Origin of the sequence: Cupriavidus sp. KK10 (assembly GCF_018223725.1) — a bacterium.
Lineage (GTDB): Bacteria > Pseudomonadota > Gammaproteobacteria > Burkholderiales > Burkholderiaceae > Cupriavidus > Cupriavidus necator.
In genome coordinates this window covers 737,062-763,264 of sequence record NZ_CP073678.1, presented here as the reverse complement: position 1 = coordinate 763,264, position 26,203 = coordinate 737,062, and the positions used below count along the sequence as shown (strand labels likewise).

General features: G+C 63.8%; 24 protein-coding genes and 2 pseudogenes. 13 read left to right on the top strand and 13 right to left on the bottom strand.

Translation table 11 applies throughout. The annotated features are described in order from the left end of the window. Positions 1-65: 65 nt before the first annotated feature. Genes KB879_RS34875 through KB879_RS34865 form a run of 3 tightly spaced genes read right to left on the bottom strand, consistent with a single transcriptional unit; the run spans position 66 to position 2,710 of the window. A complete protein-coding gene (locus tag KB879_RS34875) occupies positions 66-1,229 on the bottom strand; it encodes an acyl-CoA dehydrogenase family protein (RefSeq protein WP_211984149.1) in 1,164 nt (387 codons plus the stop codon). Further along, complete coding sequence (locus KB879_RS34870; protein WP_211984147.1) at positions 1,222-1,971, bottom strand: SDR family NAD(P)-dependent oxidoreductase; 750 nt, start codon at positions 1,969-1,971, stop codon at positions 1,222-1,224. Before KB879_RS34870 ends, KB879_RS34875 begins: the two co-directional genes overlap by 8 nt. A gap of 31 nt (positions 1,972-2,002) precedes the next feature. Then, complete coding sequence (locus tag KB879_RS34865) at positions 2,003-2,710, bottom strand: IclR family transcriptional regulator (protein ID WP_249221524.1); 708 nt, start codon at positions 2,708-2,710, stop codon at positions 2,003-2,005. Between the two features lie 371 nt (positions 2,711-3,081). Here KB879_RS34865 and KB879_RS34860 point away from each other — a divergent pair, with 371 nt between their 5' ends. From KB879_RS34860 to KB879_RS34850, 3 genes are all read left to right on the top strand, one after another. Next, complete coding sequence (locus KB879_RS34860; RefSeq protein WP_211984143.1) at positions 3,082-4,143, top strand: MaoC family dehydratase; 1,062 nt, start codon at positions 3,082-3,084, stop codon at positions 4,141-4,143. Positions 4,144-4,178: 35 nt separating this feature from the next. After that, positions 4,179-5,174, top strand: a complete 996-nt coding sequence (locus KB879_RS34855) for a CoA ester lyase (RefSeq protein ID WP_211984141.1) — start codon at positions 4,179-4,181, stop codon at positions 5,172-5,174. A gap of 70 nt (positions 5,175-5,244) precedes the next feature. Further along, positions 5,245-6,033 carry a GntR family transcriptional regulator gene (locus KB879_RS34850; RefSeq protein ID WP_211984138.1) on the top strand — a complete coding sequence of 263 codons (789 nt, stop codon included), beginning with the start codon at positions 5,245-5,247 and terminating at the stop codon, positions 6,031-6,033. 86 nt (positions 6,034-6,119) lie between these two features. Here KB879_RS34850 and KB879_RS34845 read toward each other — a convergent pair. Further along, a pseudogene (locus KB879_RS34845) lies at positions 6,120-6,410 on the bottom strand (Tn3 family transposase); the annotation flags it as partial. A gap of 272 nt (positions 6,411-6,682) precedes the next feature. Between KB879_RS34845 and KB879_RS34840 the strand changes: the two are divergent. Continuing rightward, complete coding sequence (locus KB879_RS34840; RefSeq protein WP_211984136.1) at positions 6,683-6,895, top strand: hypothetical protein; 213 nt, start codon at positions 6,683-6,685, stop codon at positions 6,893-6,895. Between the two features lie 183 nt (positions 6,896-7,078). Here KB879_RS34840 and KB879_RS34835 read toward each other — a convergent pair whose 3' ends face one another. The 6 genes from KB879_RS34835 to KB879_RS34810 form a co-directional block, all read right to left on the bottom strand. After that, entirely contained in the window at positions 7,079-8,080 is a 1,002-nt protein-coding gene (locus KB879_RS34835) for a tripartite tricarboxylate transporter substrate binding protein (RefSeq protein ID WP_249221522.1), read from the bottom strand. Positions 8,081-8,192: 112 nt separating this feature from the next. Further along, positions 8,193-8,579 carry a MaoC family dehydratase gene (locus KB879_RS34830; RefSeq protein WP_305852191.1) on the bottom strand — a complete coding sequence of 129 codons (387 nt, stop codon included), beginning with the start codon at positions 8,577-8,579 and terminating at the stop codon, positions 8,193-8,195. A 60-nt stretch (positions 8,580-8,639) separates the two neighbouring features. Next, the gene (locus tag KB879_RS34825) at positions 8,640-10,277 is read right to left on the bottom strand and encodes an arylsulfatase (RefSeq protein WP_211984134.1); all 1,638 of its coding nucleotides are present in this window, start codon (positions 10,275-10,277) and stop codon (positions 8,640-8,642) included. A 33-nt stretch (positions 10,278-10,310) separates the two neighbouring features. Then, the gene (locus tag KB879_RS34820; protein ID WP_211984132.1) at positions 10,311-11,420 is read right to left on the bottom strand and encodes a glycerol dehydrogenase; all 1,110 of its coding nucleotides are present in this window, start codon (positions 11,418-11,420) and stop codon (positions 10,311-10,313) included. Positions 11,421-11,436: 16 nt separating this feature from the next. Further along, positions 11,437-11,943, bottom strand: coding sequence for a 2,4'-dihydroxyacetophenone dioxygenase family protein (locus tag KB879_RS34815; RefSeq protein ID WP_211984130.1), 507 nt, complete (start codon positions 11,941-11,943; stop codon positions 11,437-11,439). A gap of 38 nt (positions 11,944-11,981) precedes the next feature. Then, a complete protein-coding gene (locus KB879_RS34810) occupies positions 11,982-12,725 on the bottom strand; it encodes an SDR family oxidoreductase (RefSeq protein ID WP_249221521.1) in 744 nt (247 codons plus the stop codon). A gap of 422 nt (positions 12,726-13,147) precedes the next feature. On the opposite strand from KB879_RS34810, the gene KB879_RS34800 reads away from it, so the two are divergent. The 3 genes from KB879_RS34800 to wrbA all read left to right on the top strand — a co-directional run bounded on the left by KB879_RS34800 (position 13,148) and on the right by wrbA (position 15,802). Further along, positions 13,148-13,819, top strand: a complete 672-nt coding sequence (locus tag KB879_RS34800; RefSeq protein WP_211984418.1) for a DsbA family oxidoreductase — start codon at positions 13,148-13,150, stop codon at positions 13,817-13,819. A 388-nt stretch (positions 13,820-14,207) separates the two neighbouring features. After that, complete coding sequence (locus KB879_RS34795) at positions 14,208-15,158, top strand: ring-cleaving dioxygenase (protein WP_153956657.1); 951 nt, start codon at positions 14,208-14,210, stop codon at positions 15,156-15,158. A 17-nt stretch (positions 15,159-15,175) separates the two neighbouring features. Beyond that, positions 15,176-15,802: an NAD(P)H:quinone oxidoreductase gene (gene wrbA, locus KB879_RS34790; protein WP_153956658.1), complete on the top strand. Its 627-nt coding sequence runs from the start codon at positions 15,176-15,178 to the stop codon at positions 15,800-15,802. Between the two features lie 90 nt (positions 15,803-15,892). Here wrbA and KB879_RS34785 read toward each other — a convergent pair whose 3' ends face one another. The 3 genes from KB879_RS34785 to KB879_RS34775 all read right to left on the bottom strand — a co-directional run bounded on the left by KB879_RS34785 (position 15,893) and on the right by KB879_RS34775 (position 18,487). Continuing rightward, entirely contained in the window at positions 15,893-16,228 is a 336-nt protein-coding gene (locus KB879_RS34785) for a hypothetical protein (RefSeq protein ID WP_211984128.1), read from the bottom strand. Positions 16,229-16,286: 58 nt separating this feature from the next. Continuing rightward, complete coding sequence (locus tag KB879_RS34780) at positions 16,287-17,195, bottom strand: tryptophan 2,3-dioxygenase (protein ID WP_211984126.1); 909 nt, start codon at positions 17,193-17,195, stop codon at positions 16,287-16,289. A gap of 173 nt (positions 17,196-17,368) precedes the next feature. Continuing rightward, complete coding sequence (locus KB879_RS34775) at positions 17,369-18,487, bottom strand: iron-containing alcohol dehydrogenase (RefSeq protein WP_211984124.1); 1,119 nt, start codon at positions 18,485-18,487, stop codon at positions 17,369-17,371. A 258-nt stretch (positions 18,488-18,745) separates the two neighbouring features. Between KB879_RS34775 and KB879_RS34770 the strand changes: the two genes are divergently transcribed. From KB879_RS34770 to KB879_RS34745, 6 genes and pseudogenes are all read left to right on the top strand, one after another. Further along, entirely contained in the window at positions 18,746-19,429 is a 684-nt protein-coding gene (locus tag KB879_RS34770) for a nitroreductase (protein WP_211984416.1), read from the top strand. Between the two features lie 178 nt (positions 19,430-19,607). After that, positions 19,608-20,516: a transporter gene (locus tag KB879_RS34765; protein ID WP_153956661.1), complete on the top strand. Its 909-nt coding sequence runs from the start codon at positions 19,608-19,610 to the stop codon at positions 20,514-20,516. Positions 20,517-20,797: 281 nt separating this feature from the next. Beyond that, on the top strand, positions 20,798-21,709 hold the full coding sequence (locus tag KB879_RS34760; RefSeq protein ID WP_153956662.1) for a LysR substrate-binding domain-containing protein: 912 nt from the start codon (positions 20,798-20,800) through the stop codon (positions 21,707-21,709). Positions 21,710-21,886: 177 nt separating this feature from the next. Then, a complete protein-coding gene (locus KB879_RS34755; RefSeq protein ID WP_371827472.1) occupies positions 21,887-23,353 on the top strand; it encodes an amidase in 1,467 nt (488 codons plus the stop codon). Between the two features lie 71 nt (positions 23,354-23,424). Next, positions 23,425-24,468 carry a glutathione S-transferase family protein gene (locus KB879_RS34750; protein WP_211984122.1) on the top strand — a complete coding sequence of 348 codons (1,044 nt, stop codon included), beginning with the start codon at positions 23,425-23,427 and terminating at the stop codon, positions 24,466-24,468. A gap of 244 nt (positions 24,469-24,712) precedes the next feature. Beyond that, positions 24,713-26,150, top strand: a pseudogene (locus tag KB879_RS34745) (PLP-dependent aminotransferase family protein). Positions 26,151-26,203: the final 53 nt, after the last annotated feature.

Below are 26,203 nucleotides of genomic sequence, written 5' to 3'. Positions count from 1 at the left end.
TTGCTCCCCTCATCCGCGAGCGGGAGAGGGGAGCCCACGAGAGCGGTTTGCGGTGCATCCCGGGCTCAGGTCAAGGCACTGATGCCGAGGATTTCGCGCCCAATGATCAGGGTCTGGATCTCGGTGGTTCCCTCCGGAATCATCCCGCCGCGCGTGTCGCGGAAGATGCGCTCGATCGGGTAGCCGGTGGCGTAGCCCATGCCGCCGTGTACCTGCAGCGCCAGGTTGGCGACTTCAAAGGCGGCTTCGGTGGCGTAAAGCTTGGCGATCGAGCATTCCGTGCGCGAGGTGCCGTTCTGCATCGAGCGCGCCGCGCGGTAGCCGAGCGCGCGCGCGGCCTGGGTGCGCATGGTCATGTCCACGATATGCTTCTGCACCAGCTGGAACGAGCCGATCGGGCGGCCGAACTGCTTGCGCTGCAGCGCATAGTCCGCCGACAGGTCCAGCGCGCACTGCGCCGCGCCCACCGCGCCCATTGCCACATTCAGGCGGCCGAAGTTCAGGCCGATCAGGATCTGGCGCAGGCCCTGGCCTTCCTGGCCCAGCAGGTTGGCTGCGGGCACCTCGGCGTTTTCGAACGTGAACGCCGCGGTGCCGGTGCTGCGGGTGAACATGGTCTCCACCGGCGTGGCGCTGTACGGCGTCACGTCGCGCTCCACCAGGAACAGCGACAGCTCGCCGTTGCTGGTTTCACTGAAGGTGCGCGCCACCACGATGCCGAAGTCGGCGAACATGCCGTTGGTGATCCACAGCTTGCTGCCGTTGAGCACGTAGCGGTCGCCGCGCTTGTCGGCGCGGGTCTTAATCTCGGCCACGTTGGAGCCAACGTCCGGCTCCGAGATCGACACGAAGGCCTTGCGCTCGTTGCGCAGCAGCGGGCGCATGAAGCGCGCCCTCTGCTCTTCGGTGCCGTAGGTGTTGACGATGCCCGAGACGATGTTCAGCCCGTTGAGCAGGATGCGCAGCGACAGCCAGCAGTAGCCGGCTTCTTCCATCATCACGGCCCAGGTCAGGTAGTCAAGGCCCAGGCCGCCGTCGGCCTCGGGCAGGTAGCCGCCGAAGTAGCCGAAGTCGGCCAGCCCGGTCAGCACTTCGTGCGGGAAGTGTTTGTCCGCTTCCGCTTTGTCGATGCGCGGGGCGACATGTTCCTTCAGGTAGCGGCGGATGTTGTCGCGCAGCAGCAGCTGGCTGGCATCCAGGCCGTCGACGTCCACGTTGGGGTCAACCATAGCGGCCTCCGGTGACGAACAGGGTGGTGCCAGTGATGTAGCGGGCGTGTTCCGACGCCATGAAGGCCACGGCTCCGGCGATGTCGCTGGTCTGGCCGGGGAAGGTCACGGCGTTCTTTGCCATGACGTTCTCGAGGATGGTGTCGTAGTTGGGCAGGCTCTTGATGTACTCGGTCTCGATATAGCCCGGCGCGATGGCGTTGACGGTCACACCCTTGCGCGCCTGCTCCAGCGACAGTGCGCGGGTGAAACCGATGATGCCGGCCTTGGCGGCGGAGTAGTTGGCCTGGCCCGGGTTGCCGAACAGCGCGCGCGAGCTGATATTGATGATGCGGCCCCAGCCTTTCTCATGCATGTGCGGCAGGGCTGCGCGCACGCAGTGGAAGCTGCCCTTCAGCGTCACGTTCAGCACCAGGTCCCAGTCTGCCTCGTCCATCTTCAGGATGGTGCGGTCCTTGACCAGGCCGGCATTGTTCACCAGCACATCCACGCTGCCGAAGGCGTCCTTGCCGGCGCCCACCATGTTGCGCACCTGCTCTTCATTGCGCACGTCGCACTGCACGGCGATGGCCTTGCCACCGGCGCTCTCGATGCCGCGCGCGGTTTCAGTGGCGGCGTCGAGGTCCAGGTCGGTAATGACCACGGCCATGCCTTCCTGCGCCAGCATGCGGGCGGTCTCGGCGCCGATGCCGCGCGCCGATCCGGTGACGATTGCCACGCGGCCTTTCAATCCAAGATCCATATCTCCTCCTGTTGCGTTGCTTTGAGCGGGTTCAGTGATCAGCCAGCAGGGCGTTGCGCACTTCGCGCAAGGCTGCCAGATAGGGTTCGCGATGTTTTTCGATGCGGTCGGTGGGGCCCGCCAGCGAGATGGCCACCGGACGGTCGCCAAGGCGCGCGGAGACGGCGAGTGCGGTCACGCCCGCCGTGCCCTCGTCGTGCGCTTCGTACCACCCCTGTTCGCGCCCGCGCGCAAGCTGCGCCATCAGTTGCTCGACGTCCACCACGGTGTTGGGCGTGACTGCCGGCCGCTTGATGACGTCGAGGCGCGCGCGTGCCTCTTCCTCGGTCAGTAGGCCCAGCATGGCCTTGCCCAGGGCCGAGGCGTGCAGGGCCACGCGCTCGCCCACATCCAGGATGTAGCGCAATGGCAAGCGGCTCTGCGCCGCCGCGGCCACCCGGACGGCGAACGGTTCCAGCAAACCAAAGAAGGCGCTTTCGTTCGTCGCTTGAGCGAGGTGCCCCACGGCGTCCTGTGCAAGCCGGGTCAACGGGTCATTCTCGGCAATCTTGCGAGCGGTCTCCAGCAACCGCCCGGTAGGGTAGAAGCGCCGCGTGCGCGAGGTGCGCATCAGGTACCCGAGCGAATGCAGCGTGTGCAGCAAGTCCGAACAACTGCTGTCTGCCACGGACAACAGCTTCGCCATGTCCGAATTGGACAGGTCCCGCTTTTCGCGGGCGAACACCTCGAATACGGCCATGGCACGGCTGGCTGCTGGAATCTGGGTAGGCAAATCCAATCTCCGATTGACCGGATGCTATTACGATATGTGGTACTAATGTATGAGGTATCGTAGTGCGTAGCAAGGATTTTTTCGAGGGGGCGTACAAGCCTACGAAATAGCGAATTATTGTGGGTTTCAGGCTGGCATATGTACGTACAAACATAGGATGAGACTAAGAAGGCCCATGGCACGGCGCATTTGTCTCATTTTGTCTGAAACAGCGGGGTTATTTGGGGTGGGAACGTTGACCGGATGCGTCGTCACATGGACTATGTACGTACCTAAGCGGCTAGACCACGACAATGTGCCGTGTGAGAACACAGGCTAAACAGCAGGAAGGGCAGGAGATGACCAAGAATCGCAGCGGCAACTACTTCGAGGACTTTCGCCTCGGCATGAAGATCCGGCATGCCACTCCGCGTACGCTGACGGAGGGCGACCGCAGCCTGTATATCGGCCTGACCGGCAGCCGCACCGCGCTGTGCACGGCCGAGACCAACGCCCGTCAACTGGGCTTCGAGCACCGCCCGCTGGAAGACCTGCTGGTGTTCAATACGGCTTTCGGCAAGACGGTGCCGGATATCTCGCTCAATGCCGTGGCCAACCTGGGCTACGCGGAAGTACGCTTCGTGTCCCATGTGTATCCGGGCGACACGCTGGCCGTGGAATCGGAGGTCATCGGCCTCAAGGAGAACTCCAACCGAAAGAGCGGGGTGGTGTACGTTCGCTCCACCGCCCGTAACCAGCACGGAGGCGAGGTACTGAGCTGGGTGCGCTGGGTGATGGTGCACAAGCGCGACCACGGCGCCACCTGTGGCGAGGCGGTGGTCCCCGCCACGCAGGCGGTAGTGCCGGTTGAGCGCCTGCGCCGCCGCGACTACACCGCGCGCGTGCGGGAAATCACCGCAATGACGGGCATTGACGACCTGTGGGAGGACTACGCCGCGGGCGAGCGTATCGATCACGTGGGCGCGATGACCATCAACGACAGCGACCACAGCATCGCCACGCGCCTGTACCAGAACACTGCCCGCGCGCACTTCGACGGCCATGCCATGGCAGCCGGCGGCGGCCAGCGGCTGGTCTACGGCGGCCACGTGATCTCGGTATGCCGCGCGCTGGCCTACGACGGGCTGGAAAACGCCTTGTCGGTCCTGGCCATCAACGGCGGCAGCCATGTGAACCCTAGCTATGCCGGCGACACCATTGCCTGCGCGACCATGGTGCTCGACCAGGTCGACCTGGACCAGGAGCACTTGGGCGGGCTGCGGCTGCGCACGATCGGCGTGAAGAACGCCGGCGCCGCGTCCATCGTCTTCCCGGCGCAGGGCGAGGCCAGGGCAGCGCACCCGTCCAGCGTGGTGCTCGACCTCGACTACACCATCGCCATGCCGAAGCGGCAACAGTAGGCCGCATCCTTCCTTCCGAACCCTAGAGAGACAACATGACAACTGCGACACATCCGAGGGATGCCCTCTTTGCCGGCGAACGGGCTTTCCCCGTGCTGGCTGCCTGCGAACACTTTGCCGGCAGCGAAAAGCTGATCGGCAAGGCCTTGGACCTGCAGGTCGAATTCGGCCCGGTCTTTGACGTGACCTGCGACTGCGAGGATGGCGCCGCGGCCGGCCAGGAACGCGAGCATGCCGCCATGGTGGCGCGCATGATTGCTTCTGAGCGCAACCAGCATGGCCGCGCCGGGGCGCGCATCCATGACCCGTCGCACCCGGCCTGGCGCCAGGACGTGGACATCATCGTGGGCCAGGGCGGCAGCCGGCTGGCCTATATCACCGTGCCCAAGGCCACCAGCCATGAGCAGGTGGCCGAGGTGATCGAATACATCGGGCAGGCCGCGCAGAAGGCGGGCCTGGCACGTCCGGTGCCCGTGCATGTGCTGATCGAAACCCATGGCGCGCTGCGCGATGTCTTCCGGATCGCCGCGCTGCCGAATATCGAAGTGCTCGACTTCGGCCTGATGGACTTCGTCAGCGGCCACCACGGGGCGATTCCCGCCGCCGCCATGCGCAGCCCCGGCCAGTTCGAGCACGCGCTGCTTGCGCGCGCCAAGGCTGACATGGTGGCCGCAGCGCTGGCCAATGGCATCGTCCCGGCGCACAACGTCTGCCTGAACCTCAAGGACGCCGACGTGATTGCGGGCGATGCCAGCCGTGCGCGCAACGAGTTCGGCTTCCTGCGCATGTGGAGCATCTACCCGGCGCAGATCCTGCCGATCGTCAACGCCATGCGTCCGGACTTCACTGAAGTGGATGACGCCGCCGGCATCCTCATCGCCGCGCAGGACGCCGAATGGGGGCCGATCCAGTACAAGGGCGAACTCCACGACCGGGCGACCTACCGCTACTTCTGGGAAGTGCTCGAAAAGGCCAAAGTCACCGGCATGACGTTGCCGGCCGAGGCTGACAAACGCTTCTTTGCCGGTTGAGCCATGCAGCTAGTGCCCGCGCCAGGGGGTCATTCATTACGCGGGCATCCCGATCCCCACATCAACCGCCATGGCCGCCATACAGAAGGACAGCAGGACCGGTTCGCCCGCCGCGCCGACGCGCTACGCCGAACTGGCGAGCACGCTGGTCAGGGAAATCGTGGAAGGCCACCGGGTGGTCGGCAGCCTGCTGCCGACCGAGCATGAACTCGCCGGGCTGCATGGCGTCAGCCGCCATACGGTGCGCGCATCGCTCAGGATGCTGCAGGACCTCGGCTACATCTCACGCAGGAAGGCGGTCGGCACGATTGTCGAAAGCACCAACCCAAACGCGGCCTACACGCAGTCCTTCGGCACTGCCGAAGACCTCGTGCGCGTGGCGGCCACCGAAGTGCGCGCCATCGAGGACGTGCGCAACGTCACGCTGGACCGCGCGCTGGCGAGGGGGCTGGAAGCCCCGGTCGGCAGCGACTGGATACGCCTTTCGGGCACGCGCGTGGATGCGCGCAAGGGCAGCACGCCGGTCGCGCGTGCGGACATCTATATCGACGCTTCGATGGCAGGGCTGGTGGATACGATCCGCGATCATCCGCAGGTCCTGGTCAGCGGGCTGATCGAGCGGGAATACGCGGTGGCCATTGCGGAAATCCGGCAGGTTGTCACGGCGACGCTGATCGATGCGCCGCTGGCCGGGCAACTCGGGGTGGATGCAGGGTCCGCCGGCCTGCGCCTGATCCGGCATTACAAGGATGCTTCAGGCAGGATTCTCGAGATCACTGACACCATCTATCCTGCCGATCGAGTGTCCATTGCATTCCAGCTGAAGAGGAGCCGAAGCCCGGTAGCCGGCACTTATTAATAATTGCTTCTTCGCCATGGCTCGCATCTCCGACCAATTCGTTAGAGATATAACGCGCCAGCACAGAGTCATGACGGTAGAGATCGCGGGTGCTGATGCATGAAGGTCAACACGGCTTCAGCCGCGTGGCGCAGCTTCCGTTCATCCGTAACCCGATGCATCATCTGCCGGATCGCGGGAGGCGACAACTCCGGCACCATTCGGACGAAATCGGCAGCCGACATCGATGTGTCGTGCGCGAGTATCGCTGCGTAGGCCAATAGCAATTCGCTGTGGGAATGCGGCTCTCTTCCCAGCAAAAGCCAATTAAAGTGCGTGGCGCTGTCGATCTCGAGCAGGATCTCAGGCAGCTGACCGCCTGGGTGCCGCTCGAACAGAGCCTACGACCAAGATACGCCCTTATGCTCTGCAGAGCATAAGCCTGTATCTTGGTCAGGGGCCTGGATTGTCGCAAGCCTCATCTTGCTTCGCTCAGCCGCCTTGGGCGACCACCACCAGTTCGCCCTGCGCCTGGCATGCTGCGAGGCCGAATTGAAGGCCATCTAAGTTAGGGGCCAGCGCGTGGCCGCGCTGGAGGAAGACCAGAGCCCGGCGGCCCATGCGATGGGGTCAATGCTCAAGATCCGGCGGCACCGAGCTGCAGCAGCAGATGGGCCAGTTCCTGGTGGAAAGCGTTGGCGACTATGCGCCCGTGGCCTATCCCGCCAGCGACGACCGCCAACCCGGCCGGGATGACGCGCTGCCAATGCAGGACACGATGCAGGATATCGCCACGGAGATGTTCTTCCGCCGGACCGCCATTCATGGCGGGACCAGCGAGATCCAGCGCAGCATAATCGCCAAGTGGCTGCTCCGGATGTAGGAGCCTGTTTGGGATTTCGCAGGCAAGTATCTTGTGTCGCCGTTCCGCGCAAGCGGGGGCCCGGCGACTTGGACTTCCTTCACGGCGTGAAAAGACACTGGGTGCCCGCCTGCTGCACGGGGACCCAGTAACTTTCCCTCCCGGGAAGCGGCGCTCATGTCACGCAGCGCAGTCAGCCGGTTCTCACTCCGGCTGTATCCCCGCTACCACGATCATCCCTTTCCACACCTGCTGGTCCGCCTGCACCGCCTTGGTCAGATCCGCGCCGGTGCCCGGGTTGGGCAGGCTGCCACGCGCCGCGTAGTGCTTCAAAGCCTCGGGCGAGCTGACGAACTCAAGCGTCAGCCTGGCGAGCTTATCGACAATCGGCGCGGGCGTGCCGGCTGGTGCGAACAGGCCCGTCCAGTTCGTGCGCGAGACGGCTTCCATCAGGCCCGGGTTCAGGACACCAGCTTCGGCCAGCGTCGGCACGTCCGGCAGCAGCGGCACCCGCTTCGGGCTCAGCACGGCCAGCGCATGCAGCTTCCCCGCCTGCACCATCGGCAGCGCTGACGAGAGTTCCAGCATACAGTAGTCCACCGTGCCACTGATCACGTCGGGAAGCAAGCCGGAGGCGGCCTTGTAAGGAACGTCCGTCGTTTTGATGCCGGCCGCCTCAGTGAAGGCCGCCGCCATCAGGCGGTAGCCGTTGCCGGTGCTCCCGCCGTTGACTGCGCTGGGCTTCGTACGCGCGGCCGCCACCAGGTCGGCCACAGTCTTGTACGACGAACGCCCCGACACCACCAGGGCAATAGGCAGTGTCGACATGCGCGCCACCGGCACGAAGTCCTTGTTGGGGTTGTAGGGCAGTTTCCGGTACAGGAACGGATTGGCCGACATCGCGCTGGACGACGTGAACAGCAGCGTGTATCCGTCCGGCGCCGACTTGGCGACCGCGTCGCTTGCCAGGATCCCGTTGGCTCCCGGCCGGTTCTCCACCACCGCGTTCTGGCCGAGCCGCTCGCCCAGGAACTTCGCCAGCAGGCGGGTGTAGTCGTCGGCGCCGGTGCCAGGGGCCGCCACGGACACGATGCGGATTGGGCGATTCGGATACGTGTCCGCGAGCGCGGGTCCGGCGCCGGCCAGCATTGCTCCGCAGGCGACGGCGAGCAGGACACTGCGGCGCATCGGTTGGCTAAGTTTCATTTCTTGTCTCCTCAAAGTCGGAAAGCCGCGCCGATGCCCGGCGCGGGTGGTTCCCGCAATCTCGATGTTGCGCGGCGCCCCCTCTTGCGTACTGGAGGCTGCCACGCGGTGCTCAGGGATACCGGCGCGTGATCGACTCGGCGATACACACCGGCTTGGTGCCCCCATCCCGCTCGACGATCATCTCCACCTTGGTCTGCGCGCCGCCACCTTCCAGCGCCTCGTACGACAGCAGCTTGAAGTGTGAGCGCAGCTTGCTGTGTACCGGCACCGGCGCCGGAAAGCGCACCTTGTCGAGGCCGTAGTTCACACCCGTGCGGCTTTCCTTCACGCGATAGGCCGCGTTCGAGAACTCCGGCGGCAGGCTCAGCGTTAGGAAGCCGTGGGCGATCGGTGCGCCGAAGGGGCCGTCCTTGGCCCGCTCGAGGACGACGTGGATGCATTGGTGGTCGCCCGTGGCGTCGGCGAACTGGTTGATGCGGCCCTGCTCGATGGTCACCCAGTCACTGGTGCCGATGACCTCGCCGACGAGCGGCAGGAGATCCCTGATCTGCCGCCTCTATTCCTTTGCTTCCCTGGAGGGGGCCGGCTGCGCCTGCTGCTGCATCCTGAGCTGCGCCTGCTGGTTCAGGAAATCCTGCACCATGTTCGAGCGATCGAACGACTTGGCGGGCTGCACTGGCGGATACTCGGCCAGCGTGCGCAGGTGAGTGGCGATGGTCTCGCCCAGCGGACCCGACATCCACGCGGCCTTCTGCACGAGATGGCCGTACGAGTCCTTGCTGTCGTAGCTCTCGAACGGGTCGCTGCGCAGGTTGAACAGCATCATGGTCGTCCGGGGTTGCAGGCTGGCGTAGTAGTTCTCCTTCTGCGAGAAGTGGAATTTCCACGGTCCCATCCGGACGGCTGCCAGCTTGCTCTCGTAGTAGTAGAGGAAGTCCTTGCGCGCGCTTTCGGGCGACTTGCCGGTCCAGTAGTCGAGGTTGTTGACGCCGTCGATGTATTGCTTCTTTTCGCGTTTCAACTCCTCGTTTACGTCCGGCACACCCGCGATGGCGGCGAAAGTGGTGAACATGTCCTGGTGCGCCTGAATGCCGTTCATTACCTGGCCCGGCTTGATGACGTCGGGCCAGCGCAGCATCGAGATCACGCGCACGCCGCCCTCGTAGGTCGTCATCTTCTCGCCCCGGAACGGCGTCGTGGCACCGTGCGGCCATGACGAGTGCTCGGGGCCGTTGTCGGTGGAGTACCAGACGACGGTGTTGCTGTCGAGGCCGGACTTCTTCAGGTAGTCGAGCACGAGGCCGATGTCGTGGTCGTGCTGCATCATGCCGCCGCCGTGCAGGTCGTCCTCGTGTGTGTACTTGGCCGCCGCGTAGCGCCACTTGTCGTTCAGGTGGGTGTAGAGGTGCATGCGGCTGGTATTGAGCCAGACGAAGAAGGGCTCGTCGGCCTTCTGTGAACGGTCCATGAAGTCGATCGCCTTCGGTATGACCTCGTCGGCGTCGAAGTCCTCCATCCGCTTCATGGTGAGGGGGCCGACGTCCTCGATGGTCTGCTTGCCGATGCGCCCGAAGCGCGGCATCTCGGTGGGGTCATCCTTGTCCGTGGCGAAGGCATGCAGCACGCCGCGCGGACCGAACCTGGCCGCGAACGCCTTGGGACCGCCGGGGTAGTTCTCGGCGTAGGCCTTGTAGTCGTGGTACTCGGGCTGTTCCTCGGTGTTCAGGTGATAGAGGTTGCCGAAGAACTCGTCGAAGCCGTGCGCGGTCGGCAGGTGGGAGTTCAGGTCGCCCATGTGGGCCTTGCCGAAGTGGCCAGTGCGGTAGCCGGCCTGCTTCATCACTTCGGCCAGGCTGGGCGAGGCGGCCTGCCAGCCAAGCTTGTCTCCCGGCTGGCCGACGGTGGTCATCCCGGAGCGTATCGGGTACTGGCCAGTGATGAACGCCGCGCGCCCCGCCGTGCAAGACGGCTGCGCGTACTGGTCAGTAAAGCGGATGCCTTCCTTGCCGATGCTGTCGATGTTCGGGGTGGTGTAGCCCATCACGCCCATGCCGTAGGCGCTGACGTTTTCCCAGCCGATGTCGTCGCCCCAGATAACGAGGATGTTCGGCTTCTGCGGGGCGGCCGACGCGGTCGGCCCGAGCGTGCACTTGGTGGCCGCGACAGCGAGCGAGTTTTTCCAATGTTTGATCATGTCTCTTCCAGTACCTGGTGTGTTGTCTACTTGTTATGGCTTGCGGCGGTTCAGCGCGATGGCTCCCTTCCGGTCGGCGAGCCGGATGGCGGTTTCGAGCCGGGCGGCGGTGAGCGGCGGGCTGAGGATCTGGCTGACCTGCCCGCTCAGCGTGAGATCGGCGATCTGCGCCACGGCTGCGGTGGCTTGGGTGGGTGGCAGGCCGAGTTCCGTCAGCGTGACCGGCAGGCCGACCGTGCAGAGCAGGTCGAGCAGTTCGTCGATCTCGGCTTGCGGACGTCCCTCTGCGACCAGTTGCACCAGCGCACCGAATGCCACCTGTTCGCCATGCAGCGCGTTCGCAAGTGCCGGGATGGCGCTGAAGCCTCGCGTCAGCCCATGGGCCAGCGACAGCCCGCCGCCCTCGAACCCCACGCCACTGAGCAGCACGGTTGCTTCGACCACGCGCTCCACGGCCTCGTCCGCCTGCCGTGCGATCACGGCGCGGTACGCGGCGGGGCCGTGCTTCACCAGCGTGTCGTAGGTGGCGGTTGCCAGCAACAGGGCCGTGTCGAGCGGCGGCGTCCCGAAGACGTTATTGCGCCCGGTTGCCTTGCATTGCTGGGCCTCGAACTTCTTGCTGACGGCGTCGCCGATGCCTGCCGCGAAGAAGCGGGCGGGCGCCTGGGCGATGATCTGCGTGTCGACGATCACCGCTGCTGGATTCGACTTCAGGAACTCCGCGCCAGCCAGCCGGTGGGCCTTGTCGTACAGCACGATCACGCGGCTGGTGGGGGCGTCGTTGGACGCGATGGTCGGGCAGACGACGACGGGCACGTCCAGCGCCAGCGACACGCCCTTGGCCGTGTCGAGCGCCTTGCCGCCGCCGAGGCCGACCACCACGTCATGGCCGTCCCCGCGTGCCCTGTCAGCCAGGGCGTCGATGGCGGCCCGCGTGCATTCGCCGGGGAACAAGGCGTGCCGGACGGCAAGACCGGCCGATTGCAGGCTGTCTGACACGACCGGCCAGATCTTGTCGGTTACGATTGCGTCGCACAGCACCAGCGGCCGCTGCCATCCGGACTTCGCCAGCAGTGCGCCCAGTTCCGGCAGGGCGCCGGGCCCCTGCACATACTGGCCGGGGAAACCCATCATGCGCAACATGCAATCTCTCCGGGGCTCACTTTGCCGAGTACGTCGGCACGGCGGCCGAGATGTACTGCAGGCCGTTGTCCTGCTCCTTGATGGCGCGGTCGACCCAGCTCTTGATGTGGCCGGCGTCGGACAGCCCGAGGTAGGAGCCGTCCGGCATGTAGTTCACGTTGCTGCCGAAAAGCATGAAGATGACTTCAGTCGGGCCCCCGTCGGGGGGCGTGTTGAACTGGTGGATCGAGCCGCCCGGCTCGAACAAGTAGCAGCCGTCGGTCTGCTTCTGGTCGGGATACTCGGTGTAGTACCAGCAGCCCGAGATCGTGTACATGTGGACCGCGCCCGTGTGGAAGTGCAGGGGCAGCGTGACGCCCGGCGCGAAGCGCGCGCGCATCACCATCAAGCCGTTGTAAGGGTCGAGGAAAAGCGGGAAGATGTCGGTGCCTGCGTGGCCGCTCAGCGACTTGAGGAAAGGGTGGGCGGTGGTGTCGACGGTCAGCAGGCGGTCTTGCTCGGTCTGGACGGCGGGAAGGGCCATGTGGGGTCTCCGTGGGTTGGTTGTTGTCGGGATGGGGTTCAGTGGCAGGCGTAGCCGCCGTCGACTAGCAGTTCGGTGCCGGTGACGTAGGTGGAGTCGTCGCTCGCCAGGTACAGTACGGCGCCGGCCACTTCGTCGGGCGTGCCGCGCCGCTTCAGCGGGATCTCCCCGCCGATGCGCACGCGCGCGGCCGTGATCTCGGCCTCGGTCAGGCGGCCGCCGGAATTGCTGCCGGCCAGCAGGGGGGTGTCGATATAGCCGGGATGCAGGCTGTTGACGCGGATGGCGTAGCCCTTCTCGGCACAGTGCAGCGCCACCGACTTCGACAGGTAGCGCACGCCGGCCTTCGACGCGCTGTAGGCTAGCGCCGCCGGCTCGCCGCAGATCGCGGTGATCGACGACACGTTGATGATCGAGCCGCCTGTCTCCTTCATCAGCGCCAGCCCGTGCTTGCAGCCGAGAAAGACGCTCTTCAGGTTGACGTTCATGGTCCGGTCGAAGTCCTCGATCGTGCAGGTCTCGATGTTGTGCGAGAGGCCGATGCCGGCGTTGTTTACCAGCACGTCGAGCCGGCCGTCCGTGGCGCGGATGTGGTTGAGCACGCGCAGCCAGTCGGCTTCCGCCGATACGTCCTGCGGCAGGAATGCCACGTCGAGGCTGGTCGCCTTCAGGTCCTGCTCGGCGTATTTGCCGCCGGCTTCGTTGATGTCGGTGAACCAGACTTTCGCGCCTTCCTGGGCGAGGCGCCGGCCGCGCCGGCGGGAGTACAGCGCCGAATTCAAGGCGATGGTCCCGGAACAGGTTCGCCCGGCGGGAGCTTCGATGGCGGGGGGTGCGCTCAGCCACGGGCTGAACCCGAACACGGTGCATCGATGGATGCGCGAAGACCGTTAGCGCCAGATGCTGGCGGCGTTGAGCGAGGGCCGTGTGTTTGCTCCACTGCAGGTCGACCAGGTATCGGAAGATAAATGCGTTAGGGACTGTGGATGAGATTACTGCAAAGCTGGTTGACATACTGACGTAGTCTCGGCTTCAGAGGGGCTTCCGAAAGCCACCTTCACTCCGCCATTCACCGCAGAGTGCAGTGCAGCCACGCGAATGCTCTGCGCCATGGCGCTTCATTTCCGGCGGCAATTCTTTGCGGTAGGCGTTTCGTCGACGCCGAAGGATGCCGCATTGCCATCTCCAACCCAGGAGCAACTTCATTAAGCGACTCAATGTAGAGGTTTGGTCAGATTTCGTGTGTCCGTGGTGCTGGATTGAAAAGCGCCGCCTAGAGAAGGCGGCGAAGGCCCTACCGGGTACGGTCGAGGTGGTGGTCTCCCAAAAATCCTACCGGCTTGCGCGAGGCTTGGTCCCCGAGGATTTCAGCAGCGCGCTTTACAAGAAATTTGGTAACCGAATCGCTGCCGACGGGATGATGGATGCAGTCACTCAGATGGGCGCCATCGAAAGCTTGGTGTACAACTTCGGCACTATGCGGTTTGGCGATACGACCGACGCTCATATGCTGGTGAAGTTGGCCGACCCCGCCGAACAGCGCCGGCTAATCGAACGGATCTTCTCTGCAGCCACCACGGAAGGGCTTGACATCTTTGATAGGAGCGTCCTTAGCGGTATTGCGAAGGACGTAGAGACCGGAGGTCAGATCAATTTCGATGACAGTCGTATCGTAGCGGAGATCGCGCACGACGAGATGGCCGCGAATCGAGTTGCCAACGGTGTGCCTCTCTTCGTGTTGAACGGGAGATCTTACCTGTTAGGTGCACGAGAGGTTGCGGTGTTCGAGAGAGCTCTTCTTCAGGCTGCGATAGACGCTCCAGAGGGGCTGGCCGACATCGGTGCGATCTGTGATTCCGAAGGCTGCAAAATCTAGCAAGTTTATGGCGGGTGGTCGTTTCGAAGACGGTGTATGGACTCATTCTCGGTTCAGTGCCCGGTCTGTGGGATGGCTGTGGGTCGCTTAGCGACCCTTCTCCGCCATTGCACCTTGATAAGGCAACGGCCGCGCTACGCTACAGAACGGCCCCCACTGCCACCCGGGCAAACCTTGGCGGCCTGCCGCGTCTGCGTCCCGACAGCCTCGGGAAATGCCCCTCCTGCGCCATCGCGCGCACCGCGCCTCACAGGACGGCATTGTCCAAGTTTGCCGAACCCTGCGTACAACCCGTGACGGCTGCCCAATCGGTATCTGCCGTCATAAGCTGTTGCACAGGAGCGGCTATGCGCTGTTTCTACATGTCTATTTCAAACTGGAGAGGACAATGTTAATGCTCAAGGGATTTCATCATCTGACCCTCGGCGTGAGGCACGCACAGGAGGATGTGGACTTCTACGTCAAGCTGCTCGGGCAGAGCCTCGTGAAGAAGACTGTGCTTCTCGACGGCGAGGATCCCATCTACCACCTCTACTATGGCAACGCGAATGGCGATCCAGGGACCCTGGTGACGTCGTTCCCGTTCCGTCAGCGGGGCGTCATGGCGCGTCCGGGATCGGGCCAGGTGCGGGTCATCAACTACTCGGTTCCCAAGGGCTCGCTCGAATTCTGGCGCAGCCGCTTCGATGCCATGGACGTGCCGTATGACAGCGAGATCGTGGAGCGCTTCGGAGAGCGCCGCCAGCGGTTCCAGCATCCGTGCGGCATCGAGTTCGATCTCGTCGAAACGGATCTCGATTCGCGTCCGGCTTGCGTGGCCATCGATATCCCCGAAGCCCATGCCATCCGCGGCGTCCACAGCATCACGCTGTCGCTGCGGGAAGTCGCCGAATCGATCCGCTTCATGAGCGAAGCGATCGGTTTCCGCAACGCAGGCCAGGCGGGATCCTACTACCGCTTCGAGACGTACAACGGCGGCCCGGGCATGATCGTCGAGTTCCTGCATGAGCCGGACCGGCACCAGGGTTCGTCGATCTACGGCGAAGGCACGGTCCACCATGTGGCCTTCGCGGTGGACAACGTGGAGCAGCAGGCGATCTTGAAGGAGAGAATGTTTGCTCTGGGCTACATCGATACGTCCGAATCGGTGCACCGCAACTACTTCCGCTCGATGTACTTCAAGATGCCCGGCGGCGTGATGTTCGAGGCGACCACCACCGACATCGGCTTCGCGATCGATGAAGAGCCCGGCCATTTTGGCGAGGAGTTCCAGCTCCCGCCGTGGCTGGCGGATCGCAAGGACGAGCTGCTGGGCCGGCTCGAGCCCATCTCTGTATGACGTTGCCGGGGATCACCATGCAAAAACCGAAAGTACTGATTGTTTTCTACTCACGAAACAGCTCCACCGAGATGCTGGCCAAGGCTGTCGCCGAGGGGGCCCTCGAGGCTGGCGCAGAAGTCCGCATGCGGCGTGTGCGGGAGGTTGTCGGCCCCGACGTCATGCGGCAGGCGCCGGGCTGGCTCGAGAACGCCACGGAGATGAACGCGAAGTACGAGGCGCCGACCGAAGCCGATGCCGAGTGGGCTGACGCCATCGTGTTCGGCACGCCGACGCGGTTCGGGTCGATCTCGGCCGAACTCAAGGCGTATATCGACGGGCTCGGCGGCCTCTGGTTCGCGGGAAAATTGAATGGCAAGGTGGGCTCGGTCTTCGGCTCGACGTCCTCGCGCCACGGCGGCAATGAAGCCACGCTGCTGGCGACCTACGCGCCCATGGCGCACCTGGGCCTGATCATCGTGCCGCTGGGCTATGCCGACGCGGCGATGTTCAAGGCCGGCACCCCGTACGGCGCGACTCACGTCTCGCAGCGTGACGCCGTGAAGCCCGACGACGATCACCTGGCGGTTGCCCGGTTCCAGGGCCGCAGGGTGACGACCGTCGCCCGCGCCTTGCACGTCCAGCCGCAGCCCGTGGCAGCCTGAAAGTAAAGCCCGATAGTAAAAAAGGGCGGAGACTCGCAGTCTCCGCCCAATTCCTGCATCGGCACAGGCCGATGACACGATGGCATCCGCTCAGGCTGGCGCCGTCTCCACGCAGCTTGCCATGGCATCGATGCGGCGCGATGGCGGTAGCAGGCCGTCCCACATCGACGTGAGCCCCAGATACGCCTGCCGCATCAGGTTGACACCCCAAAGCACATCGCCAAGGGCGAACGCGCATCCCGCGAGATACGGGGCTGGTGCGGAACCCGGCGTGCGGTCTAGCGCCTTCAACACGCCTCCGACGTGATGGCGTGCGGTGCGCTGGCATGCGGTATCGCGGAGGACCGCAATGCGGCCTCGTTCCTTCGCGATCCTGATGCGACAGGCGGCAACAAGTCTTGCGTCCCCGGCATGGTTGACGATCACGGACTCGAGCGCCGCGTTCTTGTGATCGCAGACCGTTTACATGACCGTCTTGAGCGCGTCACTCCACAGCCCGGGCGTTTCCCGGTCCGCGGGCGTGCGGACATACCGCAGGCGGGTCGCCGATGAAGCCGCGCGCCGACCAGAGTTCCGGGAACGGGATCTCGTTCATGGTCGGCAGGAGCCAGGCAATGCCCTCGGTGCCGAAGTAGGCCGGCCGGGCGCCGAACGTCCGGCGCGTTGCCATCAGGTGCAGGTGCTTCCACGCGGAGAATCCCTCCGCGATATCGGCCAGCGTCTCGCCGAGCTGCTGCAATTCCCCGTGCTCGTCCGGGTCGGCGTAGACGTCGCGCCAGACGTTCTCGACCGTCTTGTCCGGCGTGTAGGGCACACTGAAATCGCGGTCGAGTACCACCGCCGGCACGGCGAAGCCCTTGCGGCTCAGGTGGGCGAGCACGTCGTCATACAGGCTCGGCTCTGCGAGGGCCTTGCTGAGTTGTTCCCAGCGCCGGGGTTGCGGCAGGAAGTGCTGCAGGTGCTCCCCCTGCTTGATGCCGAGCAGGTAGACCATCTGCCGGTACGTCCAGCCCTGGAGGGCAGTGTCCTTGCCGAACTTCGGGCCAACGCAGGACAGGATGGCCAGCAGGTCGACAGGCGTCATCCACGCGATGGAGCGCCATGTGGCATTGAGCGGCTCGTGGTGGGCGACGACGCGCCGCAGCGTCCGGCAGGCCCCGGTCAGGTCATCGGCTCGCAATTGCGCCTGCGCGGCCTGTATTTCCTTGATGATCAGCATCCAGTAGAGCTCGGACACCTGCGCCGATACGATCCAGGCGTGCTCGCCGGGATGATCGCTGACCGGTTGCTGCAGCGAGTGGAGCACGTCTGTCTGTAACCAGTCACTGTATGGCGTATGCCCGGCTGGCGTTCCGGCCGGCGCCGGGGATGCGGGCTTGACGGTATCGTTCACTTTAGTCTCCTCGTGGTGGTGGGGTCAGGCAAGTTTTGTGGAACGGCGACGGTCCGCAGCATCGACTCCATCTGCGTCAGGCCTGTCGCGGTGATCTGCCGACTGGCCAAGGCATTGAGCGCGTGGGCGCAGGCCGACGGGATGCGGGAAGCTGACGGATGGCTGGCCGGTCATTACCACAGCCTCTCCAGCAGCGCATCCAGCTTCGTGCCGGCATCCTCGCCAAGGTCGCCGACCTCGGATGGATAGTTCTGCTTGAGCAGGGCCGCCATCTCGGGAAGCTTCGCCCGATCGAAATCGAGGTCGCCGAGCCGGCTCGGCAATTCCAGTGCGTCCACGGCTGCCTCAATGCGGTCAGCGAGGAATGCGGCGGGCGTGCGACTGCCACGGTCCGTGGAGAAAATCTCAAGCTTTCGGCCATAGGCGTCGGCGCAGGCGCGGATGACGGGCGCCAGCGCAATGCACGATGTCACGCTGTGCGGTACCCCGAACGTCCCGCCGAGGATGTGCCCGATGCGATGGCTCAGGCCGTAGATGACCGAAGCAGGATAGAAGTAACACTGCCACGCGGCGAGCTGAAGCTGCAGCAGGTCGTCGGTCGACACGTGGCCGCCCGCGACGGCCTCGCGCGTTTCGAGCTTGCGCGGCCACTTCTCCAGCACGGCAAGGAAGCGCTCCACGCCCCTGGTGGCCAGGATGGCGTGAGGGTGATCCACGTCGACCCGGCGCATGCCTTCCACCGCATGGTCGATCCCCTTGATGGCCGAGCTCAGCAGCAGCATACGTGGCGTGTCGACAATCATCCGGGGATCGATCACCACCAGCCTGGGGGTCGTTTCGCGCACGGCATGACTGCGCTTGAACTTCTGGGGACCGTCCGTTTCCGTCACGCCGAAGTAGTGGGAGAACTCCGAACCCGACAGGGTCGTCGGAATCGCGGCAATGGGCAGGTAGCGGCCTGTCTGCTGGAAATGCCAGTAGGAGACTGCCTTCGCGGCATCGAGTACAGAGCCGCCGCCGAGGGCGATGATCGATCCCGCATTGGCCTCGATGCATGCACGCAGTCCGTCGCGTACGGCGAAATCGGGCACATGCGGCGGCAGGCCGGTGAAGGTGCCCACGCCGTCGCCGATGGCTGGCTGCAGGTGCTCGCGGTTCAACGCCTCAAGGAATTCCACCGTGAACGTCATCGGACGGCGGATGCCGTAGTTCCCCATGCAGGGGGCGACGGTTTTCAGCACGTCGTGCCCCCAGACAATCTCTTCCTGCGGCAAGCATTTCAACTGGTTCATTCCACGTCTCCACCATGTTCTCTTATGCGATCGGGGCTCCGATCCCGAGTAGGAAGATAGGCGAATCGGGTTCGCGTGTGCGCGCGGGATTGGAGAACAGAGCGTCCAGGATTTTGGACGCTGCACATGTGCGAGTAGGGGCCTGTCGTTCGTTGTTTCCGGACGAAGCTTTCAAGTTTTGCCGTCTTCACAAGGCAGGGGACGTGTCTATGATCTTTCCACCGTAGCGACCCCCACCACGAGAACGGAGACATGAAGATGGAGGCAATCCAGATTACAGAAGCGCTGATTCGCGGACGCCACAGCAAGCGCGGCTTCCTTGGCCAGCCGGTGCCGATCGAGACTGTCAGGGACATCCTGTCGGTCGCGAAATACGCGCCGAGTTCGAGCAACACGCAGCCCTGGCGCTGCTATGTACTGACCGGAAAGGCTCGCGAGAAGATTGCGGGAGCCGCGGTCGAGGCGTATCGCGCCGATCCTGAGGGACTGGCGCCCGACTACCCGTTCTTTCCAAAGGAATTGCCGGCGCCATTCTCGTCGCGCTTCAATACGTTTCGCGGGATGCTGGGCGATGCGCAGGGCGTGCACAGGAGCGATATCGTCGGGCGCCGGCGCGACGTCGAACGGCAGTTCCGGTTCTTCGATGCGCCAGTGGGACTGATCTTCACCATGGACCGGCGCCTGGAATGGGCCAGCTTCATCTGCTACGGCTGCTTTCTCCAGAACATCATGCTGGCCGCGCGCGCCCGGGGGCTGGACACCTGTCCGCAGCAGATCTGGTCGCTGCAATCGCCGGTCCTTCGTGAAGGCCTCGCCATTCCCGACGAGGAGATGATCGTGGCCGGCATGTCACTCGGCTATGCAGACAACAGTTTTCCGGAAAACAACATGGAGCTTCGCAAGCTGGAACTGGACGAGTTCGTCTCGTTCGTCGATCGCTGACACGCGGAACCGTCCAGGTCGCTCCTTGACCTGGAAAAGCGCGAACAAGCGATAGCCATCGTTAGCGAGTCTCGGGAAGTTGCGGAGATGTCGAATACTTAACGTAGGCGCGCTTAACCGGCTGATGCGGATGCCCGGAGCCCTCAGCCGAAAAAGACAATAAAGAGACGGAGGAGACATGATTAAAGTGCCCGCGAGATTTTTGGCGGTGGTTGCGCTCGCATGCTTGCTGGCCTCGAACGTTGAGGCAACCGAGAATGGACAGACCAGTTACCCTATGGGCGTCAATACGGTATTGAATGGAATATTGCCACCGCCTGGTGAAACCCAGTTTTACAATTACACGCTCTACTACGATGCCAGAAAGTTCGCTGGCCCGAATGGAGAAAGTCTCCTGCCCGGGTTCCAGCTGAACGCGTTTGTTGACGCCCCGCGTGTCATTCATACATGGGGCAGCACACTCGGCCCCTTTACTGTGTCCAGTGGTGTAATCGTCCCAATCGTTCATCTCCGAGCGGACACGCCAGGCGGCAGCGGCAAGCGCAATGGAATTGGAGACATCATCCTTGAGCCGTGGCTGATTGGTTATTCAAGTCCATCGCGATCATTCTTCGCCTTCCTCGCCACCGATATTGCGGTGCCGAGCGGGTCCTACTCCGCCAACCGGGTGGCGAACACTGGCCGGAATACATATGCCCTGATGCCACACCTCAGTACGACATGGTTCCCCACGCCCGCAGTTGAAGTCTCTACCACTACGCTCGTAGAGATCAGTTCACCGAATTCAGCGACTCGATATCACTCTGGCGCGGTTGCAGCACTTGAGTATCTTGTTGGCTATTCGCTTAACAGCAAGTTCCAGCTCGGACTTCAGGGATATCTGCTGAAGCAGTTCACCGATGACAAAGTCAACGGCACGTCCGTACCAGGGGATGGGTTTCGCGGAAAAGCTGTCGCAGTCGGGCCGCAACTACGATACATGTGGTCGCCGGCGGCCGGCATTGTGTTCAAGTATCAGCGCGAGTTCGACGTGCAGAATCGGCCGCAAGGCAACAAGTTCTGGGTTGAACTGTGCTTCCCGCTTTGATCGGAATGAGGCGACGTTCGAAGCGAATACGCGGCTTGCCGAACCCGGCACGCTGCGCATGCGTGCGCTCGTGGTCTACGGCGACGTGGTGTCGTTTGCTGCCAGGTTTGCCGTGATCGGTGGGGTTCGGGCGCATCGACGGTCGTGGCGCGAGCGGGCTCCGGCCACGGCAATGGCGGTCATTGGGGGCATCTGACCGTGGCGCTGCGCGCACCCCTGCAGTACCATGCGATGGAAGCAGACACCATAGGCCCAAACCCAACCGCTACCAAGGCAGCCAGATGCTGGACCTGAAAGACGTTTTTCACTTCGTGCAAGTGGTCGACCGCGGTGGCTTTACGTCTGCCGGCAACAGCCTGGGGCTGCCCAAGTCCACGTTAAGTCACAGGGTCAAGGAGTTGGAGGCTTCGCTGGGCGTTCGCCTGATCAACCGGACCTCGCGCCAGTTTGCCTTGACCGACGTAGGCGCCGAGTTCTACCAGTACGCTGTCGCCTTGCTGCAGAGCGCCGACGTCGCGGAACAGGCGATGCGCCAGAGGCTCGCGGAACCCAGCGGGATCATCCGCGTGACGGTAGCGGTCGAGCTTGCGCAGTTTGCGCTGCGACAGGTCCTGCCGGCGTTCCTGAGCAGCAATCCCAAGGTCAGCATCGTGGAAATCGCGACGGACAGGCTCGTCGACGTTGTCGGCGAGGGCTTCGACCTGGCGCTGCGCGGACATAGCTCGGCGCTGCAGGATTCCAACCTGGTGCAACGGCCCATTGTTAGGGCTCCATGGTACCTGTTTGCGGGTGCCGACTACCTCGAACGGATGCCACTCCTGGAGGCACCGGAGCAACTTGCATCCCATGCCATCGTCTCGATGGTGCGCAAAGGGCCGCTGCAGTGGCAACTGCGCGGCCCCGACGACAGGCTCGTCACCATCCCGATCGAGCCAAGATTCCAGAGCAACAGCATGATGTCCCTGAAGGAGGCAGCCTGCGCCAACGTTGGCGTTGCAGCCCTGCCCGGGTATATCTGCCGGTCCGAGCTGCAGGCTGGCGTGCTGCGGCAAGTCCTGCCGGGCTGGATCGCCGCGGATGCGCGCATCTCTGCCCTCATGCCCTATCGGACCGGACTGCTTCCCGCAGTGCGGTCGCTGGTCGATTTCCTCGCCGTAGAGCTGCCCAAGGTCACCGCGTTCGACGGCCGCTGACCCGGCACTATCTCCTCTGCCTCCAATGCCACGCGGCCCACGCCCCGTGTGTCCCGCCGGGCGTTCCATATTCATGGACGCTGCGTTCGGTGCCAGCCAGCTTCCAACGCCGAGCCGATCAACTATCGTTTCCAACCAGGGATAAGCCAACCGCAACGTCACCCCGGAGTGGAATACATGAACCAGTTGAACTGCCAGCCACAAGACGCGATCTTCTCTGGCCACGACATACTTCCGACGGCTGTCGCGTCGTTCGACCAGCACGGCATCCGACGCCCATCCCGAACGACGGCCCCGCATACCATGGGCTTGCGCAACGCGCTGGATGCCCTTGCCACGCGGCAGATCACCGCGACGGCATTGACGGAGCAGGCACTCGAACGCGCGGAAGCCAGCAAGCGGCTGCTCAATGCATTCTCGGCGATCGATTGGGACCGTGCCCTGAAGGCGGCCGCGGAAAGCGATCGCCGCTATGGCGAATGCCGGCCGCGGCCGCTGGAAGGACTGCCCATTGCGGTCAAGGATCTGATCGACACCAAGGGCATGGAGACCCGCTACGGTTCCGCAGCCTATCTCGGTCATGTGCCGGACGCCGATGCGGACATCGTGAAAACTCTGGTGGAGCGCGGCGCGATCATCATCGGAAAGACCACGACCCACGAATTCGCGTGGGGCGTGACAACCGCCAGCGCCAAGTTTGGTGATACCCTGAATCCGCTGGACCATGCACGCATACCCGGGGGTTCCAGTGGTGGCGCCGCGGCGGCGATTGCGCACGGTGCCATCATGGCGGGCGTGGGCACGGATACCGGCGGCTCGGTCCGGATTCCCGCCGCGCTGTGCGGCGTCGTCGGATACAAGCCCACGCTCGGCACGTTATCCACGCGCGGCGTGTTCCCCCTGGCGCCCACTTGCGACCACGTTGGCCTGCTCGGCGAGCAGGTCGACGACGTGCTGTTGCTCGCCGATGCCATTGATATCAAGGTTCCCGAGAGCGATGCGTGGCTGTCCGCACGGCTGGGCGTCATTCGTGACATCGCACCGGTTCCGCTCAGCCCGGAAATTGCGGGGGCATTTGATGGCGCGATGAAGCAGCTGGCGCAAGACTTTGCCTGCGTGAACATCAGCACGTCCGGTCTGTTCGATGCGGTATTCGGTGCCTTCGCGAGCATCGTCCTGATCGAAGGCGGCATCGAGCATTTCCGCCGAAACGACTGGGACCGTATCTCGACGCACTACAACCCGGAAACCGTCGACCGGCTGAAACGCGCCGAAACCATGGACCTGCGTGCCTATGCGGTGGCCCAGCAGGCCAGGCGAGATTTCACGGCAAGGCTGCACGAGGTGATGTCGACGGTTGACTATCTCGTGCTGCCGACATGCCCGTGCACCGCACCGCATCTCGATGCCGGCACCGTCAGCATTGGTGCCTGGACCGGCACGGTCCGCGAGGCGCTGATGACCTATACGGCACCGTTCAATGTCGCGGGATTTCCTGCCATTTCGATTCCCCTGGCGACCGGCGAACGCAGCCTTCCCGCTGCTTTGCAGATCGTCGCGAAGCCCGGCGACGACGGAGCGCTGCTGCAGATTGCACAGCAGATGGAACTGATGCTGCGAACGGGCACCGCCCACAAGAGCTGATAGACGTCAACCCCACAACCAGGAGACATCGATGAACGAAAGCGCCAAACCTGAGTGCAAGGAAGCCAGCAATGAGCCATGAAAAATTGATGAATATGGCGGCCGGTGCCCGTGCCGCCATCGCGGACCCCGCGCGAATCTCTTTCGTGGGTAGTGACGCCAACCCGCGCTTCGAACTGTTCCACGCGGCCAGTTCGCTCTGCTCGCAGAAAGTGCGCACGGTACTGTTCGAGAAGCAGTTGCCGTACCGTTCGAACAATATGATGATCCTCGGTTCGATGGGTCCGGATGGCGTTGTTCCAGCCGAGCACTACCATCCGCCCTACGTCCGACTGCGGTTGCTTGCAGGCCGGGAAGTGGGGCGGGAACTTGTCAGCGGCTATAGCGGGCGCACTTCGGTGGAGACCGAAGGCTTTGATCCCTGCGCGGTCCCGTTGCTTGTGGACTACAAGGCTGGCCGTGTCATTGCCGATTCCAGACGGATCTGCTGCTATCTCGATGCGGTGTCGCGCGATCCCATTCATCTCGTGCCGGATGATGCCGGTGCGCGTGCCCGGGTGATGCACCAGGTGAGCATCGTCGATCGGATCCCGAACGGCACCTTGCTCTACGGCTTTCATCCCGATGCCGACCTGCGCCCTGAAGCACTCAAGACGGTCATGGACACGGTCTACGACTACAAGATCAAGGCGCTCGAAGCCATGATTGACGCCAATGCCGACGATGCGGAGCTCGTTGCAGCCTATCGCGCGAAGATCGCGAAGGAGCGGGGCGGCAAGTCGGTCTGCCACGATGCGGCATTTCAGCGCGCCGCACGTCAGCACGTCGCGGGCCTCTTGACGGAACTCGACCATGCGCTTGGTCCGTCGTCACCGTACCTCAGGGGGGAATCTTTCTCGCTTGGCGATGTGCTGTGGGGTGTCAACCTGGTCCGGATGGCCTATCTGGGGCTTGCGTCGATGTGGGAAAACCTGCCCAACGTCGAGCGATATGTTGATGCGCTGGTCAAGCGTCCGTCCTTGTGCAGGGAAGCGGTCCAGTCCACGGTCGAATCCATGCCGCCCTCTCGCTATATGCATGTCATTGCCGGCTGCGGGGAGGCGGTGCTGGTGTAGTTCTCCAGCCCGATGGCGCCGGTCAATGCCGGTGCCTGTGGCAAGAGAGGAATGGGCGGAGACTCTGAATCTCCGCCCATTTGCTTTCTCAGGCTGTCACGGGCCGGATCCCGGCGGATGCGCGCCCTTGGGGTATGATCGGAGGTCTAGATCACACACGCATCCGATCCGTTGCCGCCCCCGGCAATGATTCGCATTCCCATGCATCGGCGTTGCGGCACTGCCCGGATACGTCTGCCAGGCTATGACGAAGTCACCGGCTCGGGATCCATCAAATGCTGCGCCGCTGCATGAGCAGATCTACGCACGGATTCGTGCCTCGATCCAGCAAGGGCAACTGAAACCCGGGCAGCGGGTGCCCTCCTTGCGTGCGTTTGCGGGCGAGCTCGGAGTGGCGCGCGGGACCGTTCAGGTCGCCTATGAGCGGCTCTTGGGCGAAGGTTACCTGATCGCCAGAGGCCCTGCGGGGACGTTCGTTTCCGAGCAAATTGCGCCATCGCGCCTCCACCGCGTGACCGCAACGGCTGGATCCAGCCGCACGCCACCGGGCCAGGAACTTACCGAGTTTTCGATCGAAACGGAGGGTGGAATCCCCGGGCCGTTGCAACTGGGGCTTCCCGCGCTGGATGAGTTCCCGCGAAAACTATGGACGAGGTTGATGGCGCGGCAAATACGGCGCAGCGCCAGCTCGCTGACCAGGCCGGCGTCAGCCGGATTTGGCCCGCTGCGAGACGCGTTGGCCGCTTACCTGCAGCGCTCAAGGGGCATCGACGCCCAGCCGCACCAAGTGTACGTCGTGCCGGCATATACGGCCAGCCTTGCGCTGATTGTGGATGCGCTCAGGCTGACGGGCGAAAGCGCCTGGGTTGAGGATCCCAGCTACCCACTGACAGCCCAGTCACTCAGGCGCCTGAACCTGCAGGTCCGGAATGTGCCAGTGGATGATCATGGCCTCGACGTCGAATTTGGGCGTCAGCATTATCCAGAGGCGCGCCTGGCCGTAGTGACGCCATCGCACCAGAGCCCGACTGGCGTGGCACTGACACTGCAACGTCGCGTCGAACTGCTCGACTGGGCCGGTGAGCGGGGCGCATGGATCATCGAGGACGACTACGACGGCGAGTTTCGCTACCGCGGCCACCCGTTGCCGGCCTTGAAGAGCCTGGACACATGCGACCGGGTGATCTATTGCGGCACGCTTAGCAAGGTGCTGTACCCCGGGGCTACGGCTCGCTTACGTGGTCGTGCCACAAAGTTTGGTGCCGACCATGGATCTGGCCTGCAGGCGCACGGTGCATGGCGGCTGCCCCGAACTCTTGCAAGCCGTGGCGGCGGAGTTTATTGCGCAGGGGCACTTCGCCCGGCACATCAAACGCATGCGCACGCTTTACGCGCGACGACGCGCAATGCTGGCCGAGGCGCTGGCTCCATACAAGACGGACGGCTTCACTGTTTGCCTGCAGGATGGCGGCATGCACCTTCTGGTCGACGTCAGGGACGATCTTGACGATCTGGCGATGGCCCGTCGTGCGCGCGAGGCAGGATTCGCCGTCCATTCGCTGACCGCCTGGCGGCATGGTGCGCCAGGGCGGCGTGGCTTGATGATGGGCTTTACCAATCTGCGCAGTCAGACTGAAGCCGATCGCCTGGTTGCCGAACTGATGCGCGCGCTGAAAGCATAGGCGATCGTCATGGGACGCTTGACCGTTGATTCCGCGCAGCTCGCGTCCATCAT

Bases quoted from the DNA above. Each gene is read 5' to 3' on its own strand.
- KB879_RS34875 (WP_211984149.1), bottom strand. From the start codon at position 1,229: ATGGTTGACCCCAACGTGGACGTCGACGGCCTGGATGCCAGCCAGCTG.
- KB879_RS34870 (WP_211984147.1), bottom strand. From the start codon at position 1,971: ATGGATCTTGGATTGAAAGGCCGCGTGGCAATCGTCACCGGATCGGCG.
- KB879_RS34865 (WP_249221524.1), bottom strand. From the start codon at position 2,710: ATGGCCGTATTCGAGGTGTTCGCCCGCGAAAAGCGGGACCTGTCCAAT.
- KB879_RS34860 (WP_211984143.1), top strand. From the start codon at position 3,082: ATGACCAAGAATCGCAGCGGCAACTACTTCGAGGACTTTCGCCTCGGC.
- KB879_RS34855 (WP_211984141.1), top strand. From the start codon at position 4,179: ATGACAACTGCGACACATCCGAGGGATGCCCTCTTTGCCGGCGAACGG.
- KB879_RS34850 (WP_211984138.1), top strand. From the start codon at position 5,245: ATGGCCGCCATACAGAAGGACAGCAGGACCGGTTCGCCCGCCGCGCCG.
- KB879_RS34840 (WP_211984136.1), top strand. From the start codon at position 6,683: ATGGGCCAGTTCCTGGTGGAAAGCGTTGGCGACTATGCGCCCGTGGCC.
- KB879_RS34835 (WP_249221522.1), bottom strand. From the start codon at position 8,080: ATGAAACTTAGCCAACCGATGCGCCGCAGTGTCCTGCTCGCCGTCGCC.
- KB879_RS34825 (WP_211984134.1), bottom strand. From the start codon at position 10,277: ATGATCAAACATTGGAAAAACTCGCTCGCTGTCGCGGCCACCAAGTGC.
- KB879_RS34820 (WP_211984132.1), bottom strand. From the start codon at position 11,420: ATGTTGCGCATGATGGGTTTCCCCGGCCAGTATGTGCAGGGGCCCGGC.
- KB879_RS34815 (WP_211984130.1), bottom strand. From the start codon at position 11,943: ATGGCCCTTCCCGCCGTCCAGACCGAGCAAGACCGCCTGCTGACCGTC.
- KB879_RS34795 (WP_153956657.1), top strand. From the start codon at position 14,208: ATGTTAATGCTCAAGGGATTTCATCATCTGACCCTCGGCGTGAGGCAC.
- wrbA (WP_153956658.1), top strand. From the start codon at position 15,176: ATGCAAAAACCGAAAGTACTGATTGTTTTCTACTCACGAAACAGCTCC.
- KB879_RS34775 (WP_211984124.1), bottom strand. From the start codon at position 18,487: ATGAACCAGTTGAAATGCTTGCCGCAGGAAGAGATTGTCTGGGGGCAC.
- KB879_RS34770 (WP_211984416.1), top strand. From the start codon at position 18,746: ATGGAGGCAATCCAGATTACAGAAGCGCTGATTCGCGGACGCCACAGC.
- KB879_RS34765 (WP_153956661.1), top strand. From the start codon at position 19,608: ATGATTAAAGTGCCCGCGAGATTTTTGGCGGTGGTTGCGCTCGCATGC.
- KB879_RS34760 (WP_153956662.1), top strand. From the start codon at position 20,798: ATGCTGGACCTGAAAGACGTTTTTCACTTCGTGCAAGTGGTCGACCGC.
- KB879_RS34755 (WP_371827472.1), top strand. From the start codon at position 21,887: ATGAACCAGTTGAACTGCCAGCCACAAGACGCGATCTTCTCTGGCCAC.
- KB879_RS34750 (WP_211984122.1), top strand. From the start codon at position 23,425: ATGAGCCATGAAAAATTGATGAATATGGCGGCCGGTGCCCGTGCCGCC.